The organism is Pseudoalteromonas sp. Scap06 (assembly GCF_013394165.1).
GTDB lineage: Bacteria > Pseudomonadota > Gammaproteobacteria > Enterobacterales > Alteromonadaceae > Pseudoalteromonas.
The window spans coordinates 1,941,234-1,960,894 of record NZ_CP041330.1; the positions used below are offsets into that span (position 1 = coordinate 1,941,234).

The 19,661-nt window shown below is 39.8% G+C and carries 17 protein-coding genes and 1 riboswitch; of the genes, 11 read left to right on the forward strand and 6 right to left on the reverse strand.

Annotation, left to right across the window (positions count from 1 at the left end; translation table 11 throughout):
• The first annotated feature begins 329 nt into the window (after positions 1-329).
• Positions 330-1,781, forward strand: coding sequence for an exodeoxyribonuclease I (gene sbcB, locus FLM47_RS08930; RefSeq protein WP_178956199.1), 1,452 nt, complete (start codon positions 330-332; stop codon positions 1,779-1,781).
• Between the two features lie 212 nt (positions 1,782-1,993).
• Here the strand turns inward: sbcB and FLM47_RS08935 are convergent, their stop codons facing one another.
• Positions 1,994-2,875, reverse strand: a complete 882-nt coding sequence (locus tag FLM47_RS08935) for an NAD(P)-dependent oxidoreductase (RefSeq protein ID WP_178956200.1) — start codon at positions 2,873-2,875, stop codon at positions 1,994-1,996.
• 120 nt (positions 2,876-2,995) lie between these two features.
• Between FLM47_RS08935 and FLM47_RS08940 the strand changes: the two genes are divergently transcribed.
• On the forward strand, positions 2,996-3,517 hold the full coding sequence (locus tag FLM47_RS08940) for a glutathione peroxidase (protein WP_178956201.1): 522 nt from the start codon (positions 2,996-2,998) through the stop codon (positions 3,515-3,517).
• Between the two features lie 83 nt (positions 3,518-3,600).
• On the forward strand, positions 3,601-4,581 hold the full coding sequence (locus FLM47_RS08945) for a 2-hydroxyacid dehydrogenase (protein WP_178956202.1): 981 nt from the start codon (positions 3,601-3,603) through the stop codon (positions 4,579-4,581).
• A gap of 82 nt (positions 4,582-4,663) precedes the next feature.
• On the opposite strand, the gene FLM47_RS08950 is transcribed toward FLM47_RS08945, so the two are convergent.
• Positions 4,664-5,986, reverse strand: coding sequence for a sodium-dependent transporter (locus FLM47_RS08950; RefSeq protein WP_178956203.1), 1,323 nt, complete (start codon positions 5,984-5,986; stop codon positions 4,664-4,666).
• Positions 5,987-6,152: 166 nt separating this feature from the next.
• On the opposite strand from FLM47_RS08950, the gene FLM47_RS08955 reads away from it, so the two are divergent.
• Positions 6,153-6,911, forward strand: a complete 759-nt coding sequence (locus tag FLM47_RS08955; protein ID WP_178956204.1) for a 4'-phosphopantetheinyl transferase superfamily protein — start codon at positions 6,153-6,155, stop codon at positions 6,909-6,911.
• Here FLM47_RS08955 and lysC read toward each other — a convergent pair.
• Positions 6,885-8,276: a lysine-sensitive aspartokinase 3 gene (gene lysC / locus FLM47_RS08960; RefSeq protein WP_178956205.1), complete on the reverse strand. Its 1,392-nt coding sequence runs from the start codon at positions 8,274-8,276 to the stop codon at positions 6,885-6,887. The two genes, FLM47_RS08955 and lysC, sit on opposite strands and share 27 nt — an antisense overlap.
• A gap of 75 nt (positions 8,277-8,351) precedes the next feature.
• Positions 8,352-8,524, reverse strand: a riboswitch (Lysine riboswitch).
• A gap of 98 nt (positions 8,525-8,622) precedes the next feature.
• Positions 8,623-9,870, reverse strand: a complete 1,248-nt coding sequence (gene nhaD, locus FLM47_RS08965; RefSeq protein WP_109874512.1) for a sodium:proton antiporter NhaD — start codon at positions 9,868-9,870, stop codon at positions 8,623-8,625.
• 196 nt (positions 9,871-10,066) lie between these two features.
• On the opposite strand from nhaD, the gene FLM47_RS08970 reads away from it, so the two are divergent.
• From FLM47_RS08970 to FLM47_RS08995, 6 genes are all read left to right on the forward strand, one after another.
• Complete coding sequence (locus FLM47_RS08970) at positions 10,067-11,338, forward strand: hypothetical protein (protein WP_010388660.1); 1,272 nt, start codon at positions 10,067-10,069, stop codon at positions 11,336-11,338.
• Between the two features lie 5 nt (positions 11,339-11,343).
• Positions 11,344-11,892 (forward strand): hypothetical protein, encoded by a 549-nt coding sequence (locus FLM47_RS08975; protein WP_010388659.1) that lies wholly within the window; start codon positions 11,344-11,346, stop codon positions 11,890-11,892.
• Complete coding sequence (locus FLM47_RS08980; protein WP_178956206.1) at positions 11,889-14,681, forward strand: ATPase; 2,793 nt, start codon at positions 11,889-11,891, stop codon at positions 14,679-14,681. The genes FLM47_RS08975 and FLM47_RS08980 overlap by 4 nt, the downstream gene beginning before the upstream one ends.
• A 105-nt stretch (positions 14,682-14,786) precedes the next feature.
• Positions 14,787-15,338, forward strand: a complete 552-nt coding sequence (locus tag FLM47_RS08985) for a DUF4136 domain-containing protein (protein WP_008109277.1) — start codon at positions 14,787-14,789, stop codon at positions 15,336-15,338.
• Positions 15,339-15,538: 200 nt separating this feature from the next.
• Entirely contained in the window at positions 15,539-15,838 is a 300-nt protein-coding gene (locus FLM47_RS08990) for a hypothetical protein (RefSeq protein WP_178956207.1), read from the forward strand.
• Positions 15,819-16,160, forward strand: a complete 342-nt coding sequence (locus FLM47_RS08995) for a hypothetical protein (protein ID WP_178956208.1) — start codon at positions 15,819-15,821, stop codon at positions 16,158-16,160. Before FLM47_RS08990 ends, FLM47_RS08995 begins: the two co-directional genes overlap by 20 nt.
• Positions 16,161-16,231: 71 nt before the next feature.
• On the opposite strand, the gene FLM47_RS09000 is transcribed toward FLM47_RS08995, so the two are convergent.
• Positions 16,232-16,735: a peptide-methionine (S)-S-oxide reductase gene (locus tag FLM47_RS09000; protein WP_178956209.1), complete on the reverse strand. Its 504-nt coding sequence runs from the start codon at positions 16,733-16,735 to the stop codon at positions 16,232-16,234.
• A 202-nt stretch (positions 16,736-16,937) separates the two neighbouring features.
• Between FLM47_RS09000 and FLM47_RS09005 the strand changes: the two genes are divergently transcribed.
• Positions 16,938-18,791 carry a TonB-dependent siderophore receptor gene (locus FLM47_RS09005; RefSeq protein WP_178956210.1) on the forward strand — a complete coding sequence of 618 codons (1,854 nt, stop codon included), beginning with the start codon at positions 16,938-16,940 and terminating at the stop codon, positions 18,789-18,791.
• 452 nt (positions 18,792-19,243) lie between these two features.
• Here the strand turns inward: FLM47_RS09005 and FLM47_RS09010 are convergent, their stop codons facing one another.
• Positions 19,244-19,507, reverse strand: a complete 264-nt coding sequence (locus FLM47_RS09010; protein ID WP_041708812.1) for a YkgJ family cysteine cluster protein — start codon at positions 19,505-19,507, stop codon at positions 19,244-19,246.
• Positions 19,508-19,661: the final 154 nt, after the last annotated feature.

Here is a 19,661-nt window from a genome sequence, read left to right on the forward strand (position 1 = left end):
TCTTTAATGCTAAGCCTCGGATAACGCCCTAGCGTAATAATTACCTGTTTACCACCTACACGACAACGGTAGTGCTAAGTGATAGTCCCCTTAGCAGATACCCTTACACTTAAACTATCTCTATGCGATAATACACACGGTGTTTGATTTTTGCCTAGCAGCTTTATTATTTTCGTTTAACTGGTTGCCATTTAATTTTTTATACACAGTTAGCAAAAAATTTATACGCGAATTTATACACACCATGCAAATATTAAAGTGCTTTCTAAAATAGACAATAAATAACAAAAGCAAATAAAACCCACGAATATATAGGGCTTAAAGAAAGAATGAGCGAACCAACATACTACGAAAACCAAGCAACAATCTATTGGCACGACTACGAAACTTGGGGAGCAAGCCCGCAAAAGGATAAGCCGAGTCAGTTTGCCGGTGTACGCACCGATCTTGATTTAAATATTATTGGCGAGCCGCTTATTGAGTACTGTAAGCCACAAGCGGATTATTTACCGCATCCTGAAGCGTGTTTAATTACCGGTATTACCCCACAAGTGGCGATGCAAAAAGGCTTAGTTGAGGCTGAATTTATTGCTAAAATTCATGCAGAATTTAGCGTACCCAATACCTGTGTAGCTGGTTATAACAGTATTCGCTTTGATGATGAAGTAAGCCGATATAGCTTTTATCGTAACTTTTACGACCCGTACGAGCGTGAATATAAAAACAATAACAGCCGTTGGGATATCATAGATTTAGTGCGTGCCTGCTATGCGCTGCGCCCTGAGGGTATTGAATGGCCATTAAAAGAAGATGGCAGCCCTAGCTTTAAGCTTGAGCATTTAACCGTCGCTAATGGTATTGAACATGCCGCTGCGCACGACGCACTAAGTGATGTAACGGCCACCATTGCACTGGCAAAGCTAATTAAAGAGAAGCAGCCTAAACTGTACCAATTCTTTTTTAGTCTTCGCGGTAAAAAAGCACTCGCTGAAATGGTTGATGTGTTTAATATGACCCCATTAGTGCACACCTCGTCTCGTATTCCAGCAACACAAGGTTGTACCACTTGGGTAGCACCTATGAGTTTTCACCCGGTAAATAAAAACGCGGTTATTTGTTTTGATTTAACCCAAAACCCACAGGTATTACTTGATTTAAATGTAGAGCAATTACGCAAGCGTTTATACACCAAACGTATAGATTTAGCAGAGGGTGATTTACCGGTAGGTTTAAAATTAGTGCATTTAAACAAGTGCCCTATTTTAGCACCTGCTAAAACGCTACTGCCTGAAAACGCTGCTCGCTTGGGTATTGACCGTGAACAATGCTTGGCTAATTTAGCCATTTTAAAAGCCAATACCGAGCTACGTGATAAAGTCACTGAGGTATTTAATGAGCAAGGCGATTACAGCGCGACCACGAACGTAGATTACTTATTATATGATGGCTTTACTAGCCATGCTGATAAAGCTAAATTTGCGATTATTCGTGATGCAAAACCTGAAGACTTGGCAAGTTTAAAGCTTGAATTTGAAGATCCTAAATTTAATACTTTGTTGTTTAGATACCGCGCCCGTAACTGGCCACAAACGCTAAACCAACAAGAGCTTGATCAATGGCGTCAATATTGTCAAAGCAAGTTAATGCATGGCGAAGATCAACCCTCAATCAGCGCACAAGATTTTATGATCACCCTTGAAAACCTAGCGCACGAGCATGATGACAGCGAAAAAAATCTTACAATTTTAAAAGCCTTATACAATTACGCGCAAAGCATGTAATTTGCTTTAGTGTATATAACCCATGAAAAACGCGACCCTTTAGCAAAAAGTGTCGCGTTTTTTGTTACTAGGTAAAAAACCAAAAAACTATCCCAACAAGAGAGGTAAATGAGAAAACATAAAACCAACATTCTTTTTTTAGGTGTATCACTTTCTCTAAAAGCGCAGCGCCTCTTAGCCTCTTTGTGAACAGTTTACTTTTACCAATTACATTACTTTTTATGTAGTGCTTCAATACGCGCTAATAAGCTTGAGGTATCGTATCGACCGCCACCAAGAGCCTGCACATCGGCGTAGTATTGATCGACCGTTGCAGTCATTGGCAGCGTTGCACCATTATTTTTAGCTTCATCAAGGGCAATGCCTAAATCTTTACGCATCCAATCTACAGCAAAACCAAACTCGTACTCGCCTGCCCACATTGTTTTGTAGCGGTTTTCCATTTGCCACGAACCAGCTGCGCCTTTAGAAATGGTTTCTATTACTTTTTCGCCATCAAGCCCTGCTTGTTTAGCAAAATGTAAGCCCTCAGCTAATCCTTGCACTACACCTGCAATACAAATTTGGTTAACCATTTTACATAATTGCCCTGAGCCCGCTTCGCCTAAAAGCTGACTAAAACGGCTAAATGCACTCATGATAGGTTGTGCTTTAGCAAATACCGCTTCGTTACCACCCGCCATTACGGTTAATACCCCATTTTCAGCGCCAGCTTGACCGCCCGATACTGGCGCATCAATAAAGTCGATATGCTGTAAAGCTGCTTTTGCCGCTACTTCACGTGCCACTTCTGCTGAGGTAGTTGTGTGGTCAATTAAAATTGTGTTTTCGTGCATACCTGCTAGCACACCGTCATTGCCGTATACTACTGAACGTAAATCGTCGTCATTACCTACACACATAAATACCATATCGGCATCGCTTGCTGCCTCACGCGGAGTAGGTGCAAAGCTGCCGTCAAAATCTTCGACCCATTTTTGTGCTTTAGCCACCGTGCGGTTATAAACACATACGTTGTGCCCTGCTTTTGCTAAATGCCCTGCCATTGGGTAACCCATTACGCCTAAACCTATAAATGCAATTTTAACTGACATAAAAATGACCTATTTAACTGATAACTTAGAAACATAAGCTCGATTATGTCAATCGGCCGCTAAAAAAGCGAATGAAAGTCTTTTAAAATTTCCCGCATAAGGAAATTAGGTAGGTAACCTATGGATAGCATTTATCAATTTAACGCACAACTTTGTAATAACAGTGATTTTCCTTTGAGCCAGTTAAAAGGAAAAACGGTTCTTATTGTAAATACAGCAAGCAAATGTCATTTTTCGGCGCAATTATGTGCGCTTGAAAAGCTATACCAACAATACAAAAGCGATGGGTTTACTATTTTAGCCTTTCCATGCAATCAGTTTGATAAAAACGAACCATTAGAGGGCATGGCAATAAAAGACTACTATCAAAAACACTTTGCAATTAATTTTGAAGTCTTTGATAAGGTTATGGTGAATGGCCCAGATACACACCCCTTGTTTAGTTATTTAAAATCACATACGCGTGGAATTGCACAAAACCGTGCCATAAAGTGGAACTTCACTAAGTTTTTAATTAATGCTCAAGGACAACTAATTGCGCGCTATGCGCCGCGCACTAAACCAGAGTCATTACACAGCGTAATAACAAGCAGTTTAGGGTCAACGCAGATTATAAAAACAGCAAACACTCGTTTTGGTTAGGCATCTATAATAAAAATGGTTTATGGTAGATGTAACTAGGCTTGGTTTTCACTTAGCCCACTAAGTTAGTAGGATAGTAATAAATGAAAATTGCTTTTTTTAGTGCTCAAAAATACGAGCGGCCTTTTTTTGAACAAAGCTTAACTGGCTTTTCTAACATCGCTATTACCTATTTTGAGCAAAGTTTATCGGCGCACACTGCGGTTTTAGCTAAAGAATTTGATGCGGTATGCGTATTTGTAAACGATTCGGTAGATAAAGCGGTTATTGAGCAACTGGCTATATTTGGGGTTAACACCATTTTACTGCGCTGTGCGGGTTTTAATAATGTAGATTTAGCCGCTGCTAAACAGCATGGTATGCGTGTTCTGCGCGTTCCGGCTTACAGCCCTGAGGCAGTCGCAGAGCATTGTATTGCACTTATGCTTACGCTTAGCCGTAAAACCCATAAAGCTTATAACCGCGTACGTGAAGACAATTTTGACTTAAACGGCTTACTTGGATTTAACTTACATAATAAAACGGTGGGTATTATTGGCTGCGGTAAAATTGGCCAAGCATTGTGTAATATATTAACCGGTTTCGGCGCTCACATTTTAGTGTGCGATCCTAATGCACAAGCTGGTAATTACACAATTACTGATTTAAACACCTTGCTTACACAAAGCGATATCATTTCTTTGCATTGCCCGTTAAACGAGCACACCCATCATTTAATTGACGATGACGCATTTGCAGCGATGAAAACAGGAGTTATGCTAATAAACACCTCGCGCGGTGCATTGGTTAATAGTAAAGCGTGTATTAAGGCACTTAAATCACAAAAACTAGGTTATTTAGGGCTTGATGTGTACGAGCAAGAATCAGAGCTGTTTTTTAAAAACCACAGCGACGATATAAACCAAGACGATATTTTCTCTCGCTTGGTAAGCTTTAAAAATGTATTGATCACCGGCCATCAAGGCTTTTTTACTCAAGAAGCGCTTACAGAAATTGCCAATATCACCTTACAAAATGCATTTGAGGTTACTCAAGGAAATAGCTTAACAAACGAAGTGCTATAGCGCGGCTAAACAAAAAGCAAAAAAGCGAACAAAATATAGTGTTCGCTTTTTTTGTTATCAATAACACATGAGTTGTTGTATTCTAGCCAAACGCAACGTTTGCAAATACTAAGGTCATTAGCACTGGGCAGACAAAACGAATGTACTGAGCAAACCAATAATGTGCACCAGAACTTGCTTGATGAAGCTTATTACCACGCTGCCATAACCAGCCCACTGTAATAAAATAAAACAGTCCCATCAACGGGAGTTGGTATTGGGTAAATACCATAATAACCAAACCAAATAGCCAATCAAAATTAACAATAATAGTACTGGCACAAACAAATACAATGGCGCTAACGGCCCATGTAGCTTTGGTTCTATCAACACGGTGGTTTTCTACTAAAAAAGCCACCGGAATTTCAGTCGATGAAATGGTTGATGTAACTGAAGCAATCGACATCAACACAAAAAATAGTAAGCCAACCAATAAACCAATTTCACCCATGGTGCCAAATAACTCAGGTAATATGGCAAAAATAAGCTGCCCTTCACCAATTAGCTTGCCGTTGCTAAATACTTCAACGCCATTGAACTGCGCCACATATATAGCCGGTATAATTAATAGTCCAGCTAAAAATGCCACGCTGGTGTCGAGTAACGCAACACTTGCAGTCAATTTTGGTAAGTTAGCACCGGGCTTTAAATAAGAGCCATAAATCATCATACAGCCCACACCCAGTGATAATGAGAAAAACGCTTGCCCCATTGCGGCAATAATTAAATCGGGGTCGAGTATTTTACTAAAGTCAGGCACTAAATAGGCCGCAAACCCTTCGCTGGCACCCTCTAAGGTAGCAATGTAAGCAATTAGGCCAACGAGTAAAACAAGTAATAATGGCATTAAACGGCGCGACCAGGTTTCAATTCCTGATTTAACACCTTTTAAAATAATGCTAGCGGTTAAAATAAGCATCAGCGGCGTAAATATAAAATTACGTAGCATAGAGTCGCTATGTAAAAACTCACTCAAGCTCTGCACACCTAAAAAGGTGGTTATAGGCTCTATGGCGTAAGAAAGCATCCAACCTGCCACTATTGAATAAAAGCTTAACATGACAATTGCGCCAGCTAAGCCTATATAACCTGCAGCAGCGCCTACTTTAGGCGCATGGTCTTGCCATGCTTGGCCTAAGGCTTTAACCGGATTAGCTTGGGCTTTGTAGCCTAAATACAGCTCGGTGTATAACGCGGGAAGCGCTAGCAAAAAAATAACAATAAAGTACACCAATAAAAATGCGCCGCCACCATGATTAGCAGCCTGTGTAGGAAAACCCCATATATTGCCTAAACCTACCGCAGCACCGGCTGCTGCCAATACAAAACCAAGTCGACTTTGAAAACCATCACGCACTTGTGTCATACACCTACAAATCTGTTATTATTTTATCGAATGTGAATTAAACCATATTTAAGGGCGACTGAGTAATAAAAATGTACTTAGCGCGCATAACAGCAAACAACCGCTCACAAACTATCCAGCTTATAACGATAACTATGTAATCGGTATTCACTTTTAACGAGCAATAATGAGTTCAGCTTACTTCGACAATCAGTTATTACAAACCCCGCTTGCTGAGAATAATAACCACACCATTTTATTATTTGATGCCAGCCAATTGCAGGTTGATGAGCTAACACTTACACAGTTTTTAAGCCCATTTGAATTAAGTGTCATCGCGCGTCGTAAAACGCCCCAAGCAAAGCAAGAATATGTAGCAACGCGGCTGTTACTAAAATATTTAGTCAAAAGTGTATTACCTAGCAGCAGTAATATAACGCTTGATAAAATCAGCTCTGAATTTAATCAACAAACCAGTAAGCTTGAGCTAAATATAAATAACAACCAGGTGTATAGTTGCTGTGTGTCACACTCTCATGGTTTGGTAGGCGTGGCGCTAAATATTGATCATTCGCTATTTGGTTTTGATATAGAAAAAATCAGTTTAAAACGGCCATTTGAAAAACTCGCAAAGCACTTTTATGATGCTGCAGAAGTGGCTCTTATAACTAAGCAACCATGCACAGCTTCTAAAGCGGCGACATTTTTTAGACTTTGGACTTTAAAAGAGGCGTTAGCAAAAGCAACCAGCCGCCCTATTGCCCAGCTATTAAGCCCCAATGTATTTTGTGAGCTTGGCAACTCGCAATTAAGTGCAACTAGTACCGCATTAACAAATGATGTAAACGAGCAGTTTGATATTAGCGTTGTGGCAAAAAAAAGCACCGACTGGCAGTGCTCATTTATCTCATTTGCAGCGTTAAGCAGCAAGCTCGCCTTCAAGTAGTCGGCTATGAATAGCTTGGACCACAGCATCAGACTCACTTTGCTCGACTAAAAAGCACAGGTTGTGTTTACTCGCACCATGGCAAATAAGACGAATGTTAAATTCGCTCAACACCTGCATTAAATTCATTTCGTGCTGACGCAATACAATTTCAGACCCAATAAGTGCTACTAGGGTTAAATTGTTCTCAACCGATACATGGCAAAACTCAGCGAGTTTATCTAAGCATTCTTGATCTAGCTCTGGGCGTGATGCATTAGGCGCGTTATCAAGGGTAATAGCTACACTAATTTCAGAGGTAGTAACCAAGTCTACCGAAATATTACATTCACTTAAAATAGTAAAAATACGCGCTAAAAAACCACTCGCTAATAGCATTTCAGGGCTTTTAAGGGTTAATAATATTTGATTTTTACGTTGCGTGACCGCACGAATACCAGGTAGCTGAGATTTTTCTCGTTCAATCCAAGTGCCACCACGCTCTGGCTCTGTGCTTGAGCCAACAAACACATTTATATGGCTGCGACTGGCTGGCAAAATTGTAGCCGGATGCAGCACTTTAGCGCCAAAAGTGGCCATTTCTGCCGCTTCATCAAAGCTTAAACGCGCAATAGGTGTGGCTTTTACACACAAACGCGGATCGGTGCTAAAAATACCCACTACGTCGGTCCAAATATGCACACTTTTAGCGTTAATTGCTTCAGCTAACAAGGCGGCACTGTAATCAGAGCCACCGCGACCTAGTGTGGTAGTTACATTGTTTTCATCGCTGCCAATAAAGCCCTGAGTAACAATTACATTGTTCTCTAGTAAAGGAATTAAATGCTCTTTAGCTGCAAGCGCTGTGGCGGCTACATTAGGCGTGGCTTTACCAAATTGGCTATCGGTTTTAAGCACCTGGCGAACATCAAAACGCTGCGAATTTAAGCCCTTTAAGCGCAATACTTGAGTAAATAAATACGACGATAAACGCTCGCCAAAGCTGAGTAACTCATCGTGTTGCTTCTCTGTTGTCAGTATTTGATGTGCCAGTGTTTGGAAGTCATCGAGGGTGTTATTAAAACCAAGCGCTAAATCATCATCTAGGGTCAGATCAGTTAAAATTGCCTGCTGAATAGCAAGTACACCGTCAACATGCTGTTGACGTTCAGCGGCATCAATATCGGCTTTGCAAAGTGCCACCAAGTGATTAGTTACACCGGCGCTGGCGCTCACTGCAACAATTCGAACGCTGTTATCGTTTACAATGATTTCGCTACAACGGCTCATCGCCTCAAAGTTAGCAACGCTGGTGCCACCAAATTTGGCAACAATGTAATCTGATTTTGTGCACTGTGAACTTTGTGGCACTGATTGGGTAGTCATTTCGTCTCCTTTCGCGGCATCCAAACCGCAATAAAACAAGAAGAACTTGGCAGGAAATAAAGATAAGAAAAATCTACTGCCAGAAGCTCTCCACCTAAATTGGTGACAGTTTTGAGGATTCAGCCCCATAAACCGAAAAACAATGGTAACGACCCATTATTTTCCTCGGCGAGTACTTCCCTCCTTAATGGTCGCAGGCTGTCGTTGCCTCACATTAAGTACCTAAGTATCGCACCTCTTCTGAATGTATTATTAACCTGTGGCTAATAAAACAAAACCGCACTAAGAGTGCGGCTTTGAAAGTTATCGTTTAGACGTCTAGCTGTCAAGTCGTTTTATTATAAAATCAAATAAAACTACCCATAAAGTAAGAGCCAGCATAACCAAAGGTGTAACACACTAACAAATACAACGACAAACGAAGGTAACTTGCAAAAGTAAGTTCTTTAACCTTACTCATAGCAATAATACCAGCCGCCGAACCAATGATCAGCATTGAACCACCCACACCGGTTGCATACGTAAACGACAACCAATGCTGTTGACTCATTACAATGTCGGCTTTTAGTAACGCAGCCGTTAGTGGCACGTTATCAACACCGGCCGATAAAATACCCATTAAGTAGTTAGCGTACTCTGGCGCCATCACTGTATACAGGTTTGTAAATTGGCTTAGCACGCCCACTTCTTTTAATGCGCCAACAAGTAATAACACACCTACGAAAAACAGTAAGGTGTCGTACTCTATGTCACGTATAAAGTCGATCATATCTTTATTGATGTCTTTTTTGCGCATTAAAAATTGCGCGACTAAAAACATAATAGACAGGCCGAGTAAAAAGGTAAGTAACGGCGGCACACTATATAAAACACTTAAAGTAAGGGTAGAAATAACGGTAGTGAAGAAAATGACAGCGATAGTAATGTCGGTTTTTTCAATGCGTTTAAATTTAGTCTTTTTAAACTCTAACTGCTTGTTCATACCAATTGATAACAAGGTAGCCAGTAATAATACGCTTAATAATGCAGGCACAATTAACAATAATAAGTGACTAATAGTCACTTTACCATCAAGGAAAATCATTAACGTGGTTACATCACCTGTGATAAGTGAAACACCACCGGAGTTCACTGCAAATACAATTAAGGTGGCGTACTTAACTAGTTTTTTGGCTTCAAGCTTTAATGACATGATAACAGCCAAGGAGATCAGTGTAGCTGTTACATTGTCGGAGATAGACGAAAATACAAATGCAAAACACCCTACCAAAAACATTAGCTTTCGTTCACTAATACTGGTTGGCATTATCCGGTTCACAACATTTTCAATAAGTCCCTTGGAGTTTAAATAGGCAACAAAGGTCATTGCGGCCATTAAAAACAGCCATAAGGAAGCAATTTCTAAAATATTGTGGTCAAGGAGGGTTTGAATCGTTTCAGGGCTTTGCCCATTAAGAGGAAAAATAAAGGAGATAATCCAACAAAGTGTACCAAAAAATAATGTCGTTTTGGCTTTGTTTACGTGAATCACATCCTCAATAACGATAAGCAAGAATGCAATCGCTATCAGCGTCAGGATAATCGAGGAAACCATGATATTAAACAACCTTCGGGTTTAAGTAAAAATTGAAACCATGTAAAAAATAGAGGTACACACTCTATGTGCCTATATTCGGCGCGGATACTATCACTAAGCGAGTGTAAAAACTATTATTAAATCGTCGCAAAAACGAATACCATATAAGTTCAAGAAATATAAAATAACGAATACTAGGATGTTGTAACGCCTTATGATCCCAGCTAAAAAGCTACTTAATACCCTCACTGAGCATTGGGGTGTATTAGAGCTATTATTTAAACGCTTTAAAATGGCCGACTTTAGTATTAAAGATTTACAAAATGCCATAAAACAAAAGCAACCGACGTGGAATAATGAGCGTATTTATAAAGAAACCAATCGGTTATTAAATCAAGAAATCATTATTCCCTTGGCTAAATCGTCACAACTAGAAATTAACCGTGCCATTGCGGACTTTGCTACCTTTTTACTTCAAGAAGAACATTTAGGCTTAGCACAAGAAATTAGTGTATTGGTTGATGATTTAGCTCGCTTAGGTAACCGGCTATCTAATGCCGGTGAAATGGAAGATTTTGATGATTTACGTCGCTTTAGCCGCATTATGGATGATCGGGTTCGTAAAATAATTAAGCTGTTTTTACATAACGAAAACGCCATTTTAAATATTGTTGAGCAAGCCAAATCAAATAACGCGGTGCAATCGCTGCAAAAGCGCTACAAAGCCGTCATAGAAGCGTTTGATGAATATATAGAACCCATGCTAGAAATGGTCGATATTAGAGGCGACTTTCATGCCTGTTTTACTCTAATTGAGCAACAAATTAGCACCCAAATAGAACATATTGAACGCTCAGGCAAGGCGTACAGTGATAAACGTATGCTTGAGCAATTACGTACTCGTATTCTCGAAATGCATCTAGTTGGCCGGACAAGCTTACGTAAAAGTGCCGATATGCTAATGCCACTGCGTGAAGAGTTGCGCCGTAATAACCTTATTACCCGCCAAGCGGCAAAAGTATTAGGGCTAATTCGTAAAAACGGGGTGGATAATATGCTCAGCGCCGTGCAACCCCATTTTGTAAGCGATGCGCAAAAGTATTCATTGGGTCAACAGCGTCATATTGTTGCCTATATGGCAAGCTTAGCTGAGTTTGAACACCACGAATATCAGCTACCAGAACAAAATGATGTGCCCGCGTTTGTCACGCCAAACATTCCTGACTATCACGATGTAAAAGCGCAATTTACCAAACGCTTTAAAAAGCAGCGTAAAAAACCACAGCCTTTGCTGCAATTTTTAGATGAAAGCTATCCTGAGCTTGAAGCCGATGAAATGCTGTTTTTGTATCAAAAGTTGGTAAGCGATAGCACCCTAGAAATTAGCCAAAGCGATAAAAAAGCCCGCGTTAACATTGCAGGCCAGCACTTTAATTTATATCCCTTTAATTCAGAGCCTCAGGCTGATAAAGCCGAGCACGAGTAATCACCATGACCCATATAAACTTAGATGAGCTTTCTCACTTACAAGCCATTAATAAAAAATTAGTCGCCGGTTACCACATTTGCGAACAAGACACCGTAATGTGGCAAGAGCTTGACCAACAAATAGACGCTTATACTGCCTTATTTACAGCACTAGGCCACGAGTTAAAACACGATAGCCGTGGTTTTTATTATTTTGCCAGCGATGAAAGCACCCCAAACATGGGTAAGATTTCCCGCGCTGTAGCGCTCACTATTTACATTTTAATAGAGCATTTTGCCAATACAGGTAAAGACCCAATGCGCGCATTATTTGACGAGCCAAACGATTTAGAGCTCATGCAAACCTTGGTGCAACTTAATAAACATTTATTTGATCAGCTTGAGATATTTTCGGGTTCTGACTTACGAAAAGATGTGTATTTACGCATGGTACGTTTAGGCCTTGCCCGCGAAGTAGAAGGTGGCTTTATGTTGCAAGCCCCTATTCACCGCTATATTGATGCCTTAATGGAAGTAAACGAAGAGACCTTTATTAGTGAGGACGAGCAATGAAAAATTTATACGGACTGAGTAAACTCGCCCTACTAAATACCGCAGGCTATGCAAAATGTGTGATCCCACTGGATAAAAGTAGCTCGATTTGTGCCCCTAACAACACAGGTAAAAGCTCAGTAATTAATGCACTGCAATTTCCGCTAATTAACGATTTACGCCTAACCGAGTGGGATGGCCACGATTTAGATGAAACCCGTAAGTTTTATTTTTCATCAGATCAATCGTACATTTTATTGCAAGCCGATTTGCCCCATGGCTCAGTCGTCATTGGCGTAGCCGGCTTAGGTAAAATTGCCGGTTATGCACACCAATACTTTTGCTATCAAGGTAAGCTTGATTTAGCCCAGTACACCCAAGGCAATACCATTATTAAGTTTACCAAGCTGTTTAATCACTTAAAGCAGCAAGGTTACAACCCAATAGAGCTTAAAGCACAAGAGTTAAACGCCCTACTGACAGGCGGAGCAACGCAATTTGACGGTGAGATCAATTTAAAAATGATCCCCCTTAACAACGTTCAAGACTCTGCAATATACAAAGAAATATTTCGTCGTATTCTTAATTTACATAAATTAGGCGCAAACGACGTTAAGCGCTTTATGCTCCGTGTGTTTGAACGCCATATGTCAAATTCTAAGGTCGACTTTTACGAGGTTTGGCGCCGTTCGTTTGATAAAGTAAACCGCGCAAAACGTGAATTAAAAGCCCTTGAGTCAATGCAAGAGCCCATAGCCGCCCTTGAATCTATGCTTGAAAACCAAACCGTTCTTAAAGGTAAACTGGCCGCTTATGCACCAAAAATTGACCAAGCACTGATTGATTTTGATGCTTACCAAGAAGAGCAACTAAGCGAGCTCAACATCGCCCTTGAAGACATTGAGCACGAAAAGCACGAGTTCGAACAAAAGCAAGGGCTATACGTGCAACAATCGCGCGATATAGAGCGCAAGCAAACTCAAATTGAACAATGGTTTTTAGATTTCAACGCCCTTAAAAGTGAATTTGAGCTGGTTAATAAAGCCACTATCAAAAGCAACCTAACGCAGTTAAAAAATGACTACGAGTCGTTGTCACACTCTATTACGAGTGCTCAAGGGCAAAGTCTGCACACCCTTGATTACCGTATTGGTGAAACACAAAAACAAATTAAGAGCTTAAAGTTACAACTTAAAAACTTAGAATTTAATTTATTCACCCGTATGCGTGAAGACTTATCACTTAAAGAAGTAGAAGAAATATCGCGGCTATTGAACCCCGATCTTCTCTCCTTTGCCACCACCAGTAATGGCGATATAACCATTGATGACGAAGACGCCTTTGGTGAATTTTTATCACAGCTGAGCGAAAATGTTAAAGGCGGTATACTCACCCTACCTGGTGCCAGTATTAAACTTAAAAAGCTCTCACCAGTACAAATGCAAAGCGGCGAAAATAAAGAGCAACTGAGCGCTCAGTTAACCGCGCTTGAGCAATCATTAAAAGAGTTTAAACAACAGCGCGAAGTGGCCGCCAATGTTGCTGATAAACAAAAAGAAAAAGACGCGCTATACGAGGAGCTTATGAGTGCAGAAAGTGCACTTAAACGCTTAGAGCAATTTGAAGTGATGCAACAGTCAGTTGACGCCCAAGCAATGCTAAAAGAGCAGCTTTTAGCCGAGCGCGAACAAGTTGACGATTACCTACAAGATATTCAAAAAAACAGTGGCTCAATTGCTGATAGACGCTCGTTAATCAAATCAAAACAAGCGCAAATTAATCGTCAAACAGAGCGCTTACGCCAAGTTAAAACTGAGCGTATTGACCACACTTTAGATTTATACAGTGGTAAAGTAACGCCTTACATGATTGATATAAAAATCGATTTTGATAATTTAAGCGATTTAATTCATCACTTTAATAAGGACTGCCAAGAGCTACGTAATTTCGATATAAATGTACGTAATACCTATATGCATATTTATAATGCCGGTATCACTAAGTTTGATAACGAAAACGATGAGTTTAGTAAATATCAAAAGCTTATTAGCGCGTTTCATAACATTGATAACGAGCGCGATGCAGTTGAGCGCCAAGGTCGCGTTGCCCTCACCGAAGTAGCCGCTACAATTAAAGGACTGCGCGAAGATTTAGACCGCTTACGCCGTGAAATGAATAGCTTTAATAAAGGCATTAGCCAGCACCGCATCTCAAACCTGCAAGCGTTTAAAATTAATATTATCCCGCGCAAAATGTTGGTAGATAGTATTGATACCATTATCAGTACCTCTAACCAATTTGAACAAGGCGATACCCTAGATTTACTCAGCCAAGAACCTTATAGCGAGAGCGCGGTAAACGAGGCAAAAGATCATTTAATTAAACTCGCCTCAGACAAAGCAGGTCTGACCCTCACCGATTTGTTTGATATTCGTTTTGAAGTGGTTAACCGTGCAGGTGAAACCGAGCACTTTGAAAAGATAGACTCGGCTGGCTCAAATGGTACACGTATCACCATTAAGCTATTATGTGGCATGTTGTTTATTCGTTATTTATTAAGCGATCAGGAACAAAACTTATACCGTATACCTATTTATATAGATGAAGCGGCTGATATCGACCCGCAAAATCAAAAGGCAATTATAGAAACTGCCCTGAGCTTTGGCTTTGTGCCAATATTTGCCTCGGTTAAACCGCAAATAAGTTGTGATTATATTGTGCCAATTCGTTCAGTAAAAGACGGCGCACAAAACTGGGTAGATGAAAAAGATTGGATTGAGGTTGAACATAAATCACCTCAGCTAGACTAAGAATTAATTGGCTATTCATCTTAGCCAGTTACACTTATTTTATAGATTTTAAATTACCCTCGCCCATGGTAGTTTAAACAAACGCACTTTATTGGAGCAAACGGAATGAAACACATATTTATTGTCGCAGCACTGGCATTACTAACCGCCTGTACACAAACGCCCGATTGGGATTACGATAAATCAGCAAACTTTAGTAACTACAAAACGTTTGCTTGGGTAGAAAACGCGAGTCTAACCAAAGACACGAATAACTACCAAATCAGTGGGCTTATGGAAAAACGCGTTCGCAATGCGGTAAACAACCAACTAAGCCAACAATTAGGTATGCAATTGGTTGATGTAGCGCAAGCTGATGTACTTGTTAATTACCATGCAAGTGTAGATAAAGAGCTTGAAGTTGACAGCTTTAACGTAGGCTACGGTGCGCGTTGGGGTTACTGGGGCACAGGCTTTAACCACGATGTAAGCGCACGCGAATATGAAGTAGGCACATTAGTTATCGATATTATTGATCGTGAGTCAAACCAATTAATTTGGCGTGGTGCTAAAGATGGTCGTTTAAAGAAAAAACAAACCCCATCACAACGTGAAGCCGCTATTAAGGAAACGGTTGCCAATATTTTAAGTAACTTTCCGCCTAAAGCGCAGCAATAAACTTTAATTGATATTTAAAAGCCCGCATGTTTGCGGGCTTTTTTATGGCTTAAAGACTGTTTACCTATAAAGTAATAAGTTACACATTAACAAGGTGATAGCTCAATGCTATAGTAATCATGTTACAAGGATAAAGCTTAATCAATAAGACGTTTAGTAAACGTTGTGTTTAAAGTTGTGAGATAAATTAAAGGATTAAAATGAAAGAAACGTGCCCAAATTGTAAAAGTAATTTTGCAGCTAAAGATATAAAAAATATTAACAAAAATAGTATTTTTATTGAAAAACAATGCCCTTCTTGTCAAACATGGTTTTGTTCGAATAAAACACTCACGATTATAAAAATTATTGGTATTTTTTTATTGTTAATAACCAGCCTATTAAATATCTTCAATATTAAAAGCCAATACAGTCTAATGTTTTCAAGCATTGGCTTGGTAGGAATACTGGTAGCAATCATTATTACTTTTTTTGGCCAAAATGAAGCAATCAAAAAATAAGAAACCAAAAGTAAAATATGTAGATATCAGTAATACGAGAATGCTATTGAATCAAATCTCATTCTCTTTAGTCTTTTGGGCTTTGGGGTTATTACTTATAATAATCGCAGGAAAATCTATATACGACGGTTATGTTCATACACCAACAGATTATCGAGTGGAGTCTGAGGTTTATTTTTTCTCGACCTCTCCATTTGCTTATCTTTTTAACCTTCTTTTTTACTTAGGAACTGGGATCTACTTTTTAGCTGTGCCCTACCTTTCTAGAGATAAGTTTCCTCGAAAAAAGAAAAAGCCTAATAAATCTAAAAAAAAAGCATAAACGAGGTAACAGCTAATTTTAGCTTTATTAGTTACCAGTCTTTTTTATTCAAATACTCCCCAATGAAGTTGTTATTTATACTTGTGTAATAAATCAAGTGGGATATGGCAATAATCATCAGGGTGATTGGTTAAACGGTCTTGATGCTCAGGATCGCTAGGGACATAATTAGTCAATGGCGCTACTTGTACCGCTATTTTTTCAGCATCATCACGCTGGCTAATATAGTCTTTGGCGATGTTTAAATGATTGCTGTCTTGGCTAAAAATGGCGGTGCGGTATTTTTCGCCTACATCGTCACCTTGTTTATTGATACTGTATGGGTCAATAATCTCAAAAAAATAGCCAATTAATTCATTTAAGGTTACTTCTTGGGCATCAAAGGTTATTTTCACGCATTCGGCATAGCCATCGTATTCACCTTGTGTTGTGTTACTCGTGCCGTTGGCACGCCCCGCCTCAGTAGTCACTACTCCAGGTAAATACCTCATAAACTCTTGCACGCCCCATAAGCAACCACCAGCAAAATAAAGTGTGTGCTGATTTAATGAATGACTCGATTGTTGTGTTTGCATAATAAAGTGACCAATGTAAATAATTTATAGGTTGCAGAGTTACTATTTTGTAACGCTAGGTTTGATTATCAAATGCAGTTTTTTATCATTAATGTACAATAGCGCCCAAAATCACCCTAGCTTAGTGAGCTTACCTTATCATGTGATAAAAATGATAAGGTATTTAATTTTTAGCGTCATTGCATAAAATGAGAATAATGATATGAATCGTGCCCCGCACCTTATAATACCGGCCGTACTAGCCAGTATTTCAACTGTTGCTTATGCAGAGCAGAGTAAAGAAACAGCAACCATAGAAAAAATAACAATTGAAGCGTCACCCACTGCCAATACCTTACCAGTAGGCACTTTTGATTCACCTATTTCAAATTTAGAATACGACCCGCGTGTTGACTTGCAATCACGCAATATGGCTGAAGCACAAGCTGATGTAACGATACGCGGTGGTATTTTTGAAAATACCGGCTTTAGAGTCGGTAGTGCAACCCTACTTGACCCGCAGTCTGGTCACTACTTTGCAGAAATTCCTATTGCACCACAAATGCTAACGGGTGCCAGCGTATTAACCGGAGCCGATAACGCACTTTATGGCATGAATAGCTCTGTGGGTACTGTGTCGTTTGCTTGGAAACCAATAACAACCGGTGGCAGTGTCTCTTTGGGCGCAGGCTCAAATGACTTTAACTTACAAACAATTCATGCAGGTTTGAGTTCTCCACTTGAAGCAAACGCTAATTGGCATATTGGTTTTGAAGGTGAATATTCGCACTCACAAAGTGATGGTTCAATTGATTTTGGCGACCATGATTTTACCCGTACTTCTGGCAGAGTGCAGTTAACTGGGAGCGATTCACAAACTGATTTATTTTACGGCTTACAAGAAAAGTTTTTTGGTTGGCCAAACCTTTATACCCCATTTGGTGTCAATGAAACCGAAGACTTAGAAACTCAATTATGGATGCTCAACCATAAACAAGCCTATGCTACCAACAGTGAATTTGAAGTATCCGCTTATTACCGCGAGCATAACGATCATTATGTTTATTCAAGAGAAAACCCAAGCGCGTTCCAAGCATTTCATGAAACACAAGTAAAATCATTGGCTATTTCAGGTCGTCATGCGCAAACAAAGTCAGTTGCGGTTAATTACTCGGCGCAATATATAGAAGATAGTATTGACTCCACCACCCTTGAAAATAACTTTACTTCACGTAACTACTTTAAGATTAGTTTATTACCAGAATACAAAACATCCCTTGCAAGTGATCAGCAACTAACTGTACGTTTAGGGGCTACATTTGATAACACCAGTCGTGATGATTCCGAGCTATCGCTAATTGGTGATGTTAGTTTCAATACCCAAAATAACGATGGCACTGAGCGAACATTGTATTTATCGTATGCCGAGGCAAGCCAAGTAGCAGGCTACACCGCCATTGGTGGCAGTGAATCAGGTGGTTTGTTTAGAAGTAACGCTAACCTTGAGCGTGAAACCACCAAAAGCTTAGAGCTGGGCTTATTGCTTGAGCAACAAAGCTGGCAACTCAATTCAGCGCTTTTTTATCGTAAAGATAACAACCTAACCGATTGGACATTTAACTTTGATTCAAGCTCTGCACGATTTGCACAGCCTGTTGATATTGATACTACAGGCCTTGAGTTTTTAGCCACTAAACAATTTGATAACGCAGAAATTATTGCCAGCTATGCGTACTTACATAAAACAGAAACCTACGGCGCTGAAAATATTGACGCTAGCTTTTATGCCTTAAATTTTCCTGATCATCGTGTAACACTCGGTGCGATTTGGAACCCAATGGATATATTAGAGTTTCGTGTAGATAATGAGTGGCGTAAACAGCATAACAATGCGCTGCGCCGTTCAGGCGACGAAGCGCTATTTACTCAGCTGACGGTAAAAATAACTCCGCCAGCTGTGCCTAACTTCTTTATTAGTCTTGCGGCTGATAACTTGTGGGATGAGTCGTTTGAAGAAATTCCAGGTACGCCAGGGCGCGGCGAGCAATATACACTAAGTGCCACGTATAGCTGGTAACTTTATCGCTCAGCGAGGGCTTACTCCACGCTGAGCTTATCTTTTAAGTTAAAATAAGACACAGACCAGTAGAAAGCTGAATTAGAAATTTCATTTCGCAGCCCTCCCTAAGTACTCTAAAAGCGCAGAATCCCCTCCTCTGTGTACATGCATAATTGAAATAGTATGAGCAAAGAGAAGTGAATGAGAAATCACTAGTAACTAAGCCAAATAACTTTATGTCTAAGTCACTCACTCTTAAAGCGCAGCGCCTCTTCGCCCTCTTTGTGCATTTATAATTAAAAAATTATGAACTGAGAGAATTAAATGAGAAATAAATGAGGTAACACTAGCGACAATGTAAAGTAGATACGTAATTTTCTTCTCTGAGTATGGGTTTTAGAAACACAAAGTAAGTGTCTACACTTTTCAAACGTATTAATTGTAAATATATGTGTATTTAATACAATAAATTAGGTTAATTGCTCTAATTCGGTAATTAACGTTAATGCTTGCTCATTGGTTGTCCCGCATACATCTAACGTGGCACTAAAGTCACTGCACACTTTTGGGCGCGACTCATCACCAAATAGCTTGCATAAATTACGTTCATCCAGCTGAATACAACGTTCTCCGGCCTTTTTACCGTTTGGCATACCTGGAATTGGCGAGCTAATACTCGGCGCAATACAACATGCTCCACAGCCTAAACGGCACGCCATTGATTGTGTTTTCATTCTAACCTCAGTAATAAATTTCAATTGTTTTGTTGCTGCTTTGTACATAAATAGCGTGTTTCGTTCTATTTGTAACCGCTTTGTGCAATGACTTGTTACATCTTCAAACACACTGTAAACACTTTATTGCGTATCATTAGCCCATCAGCACAAT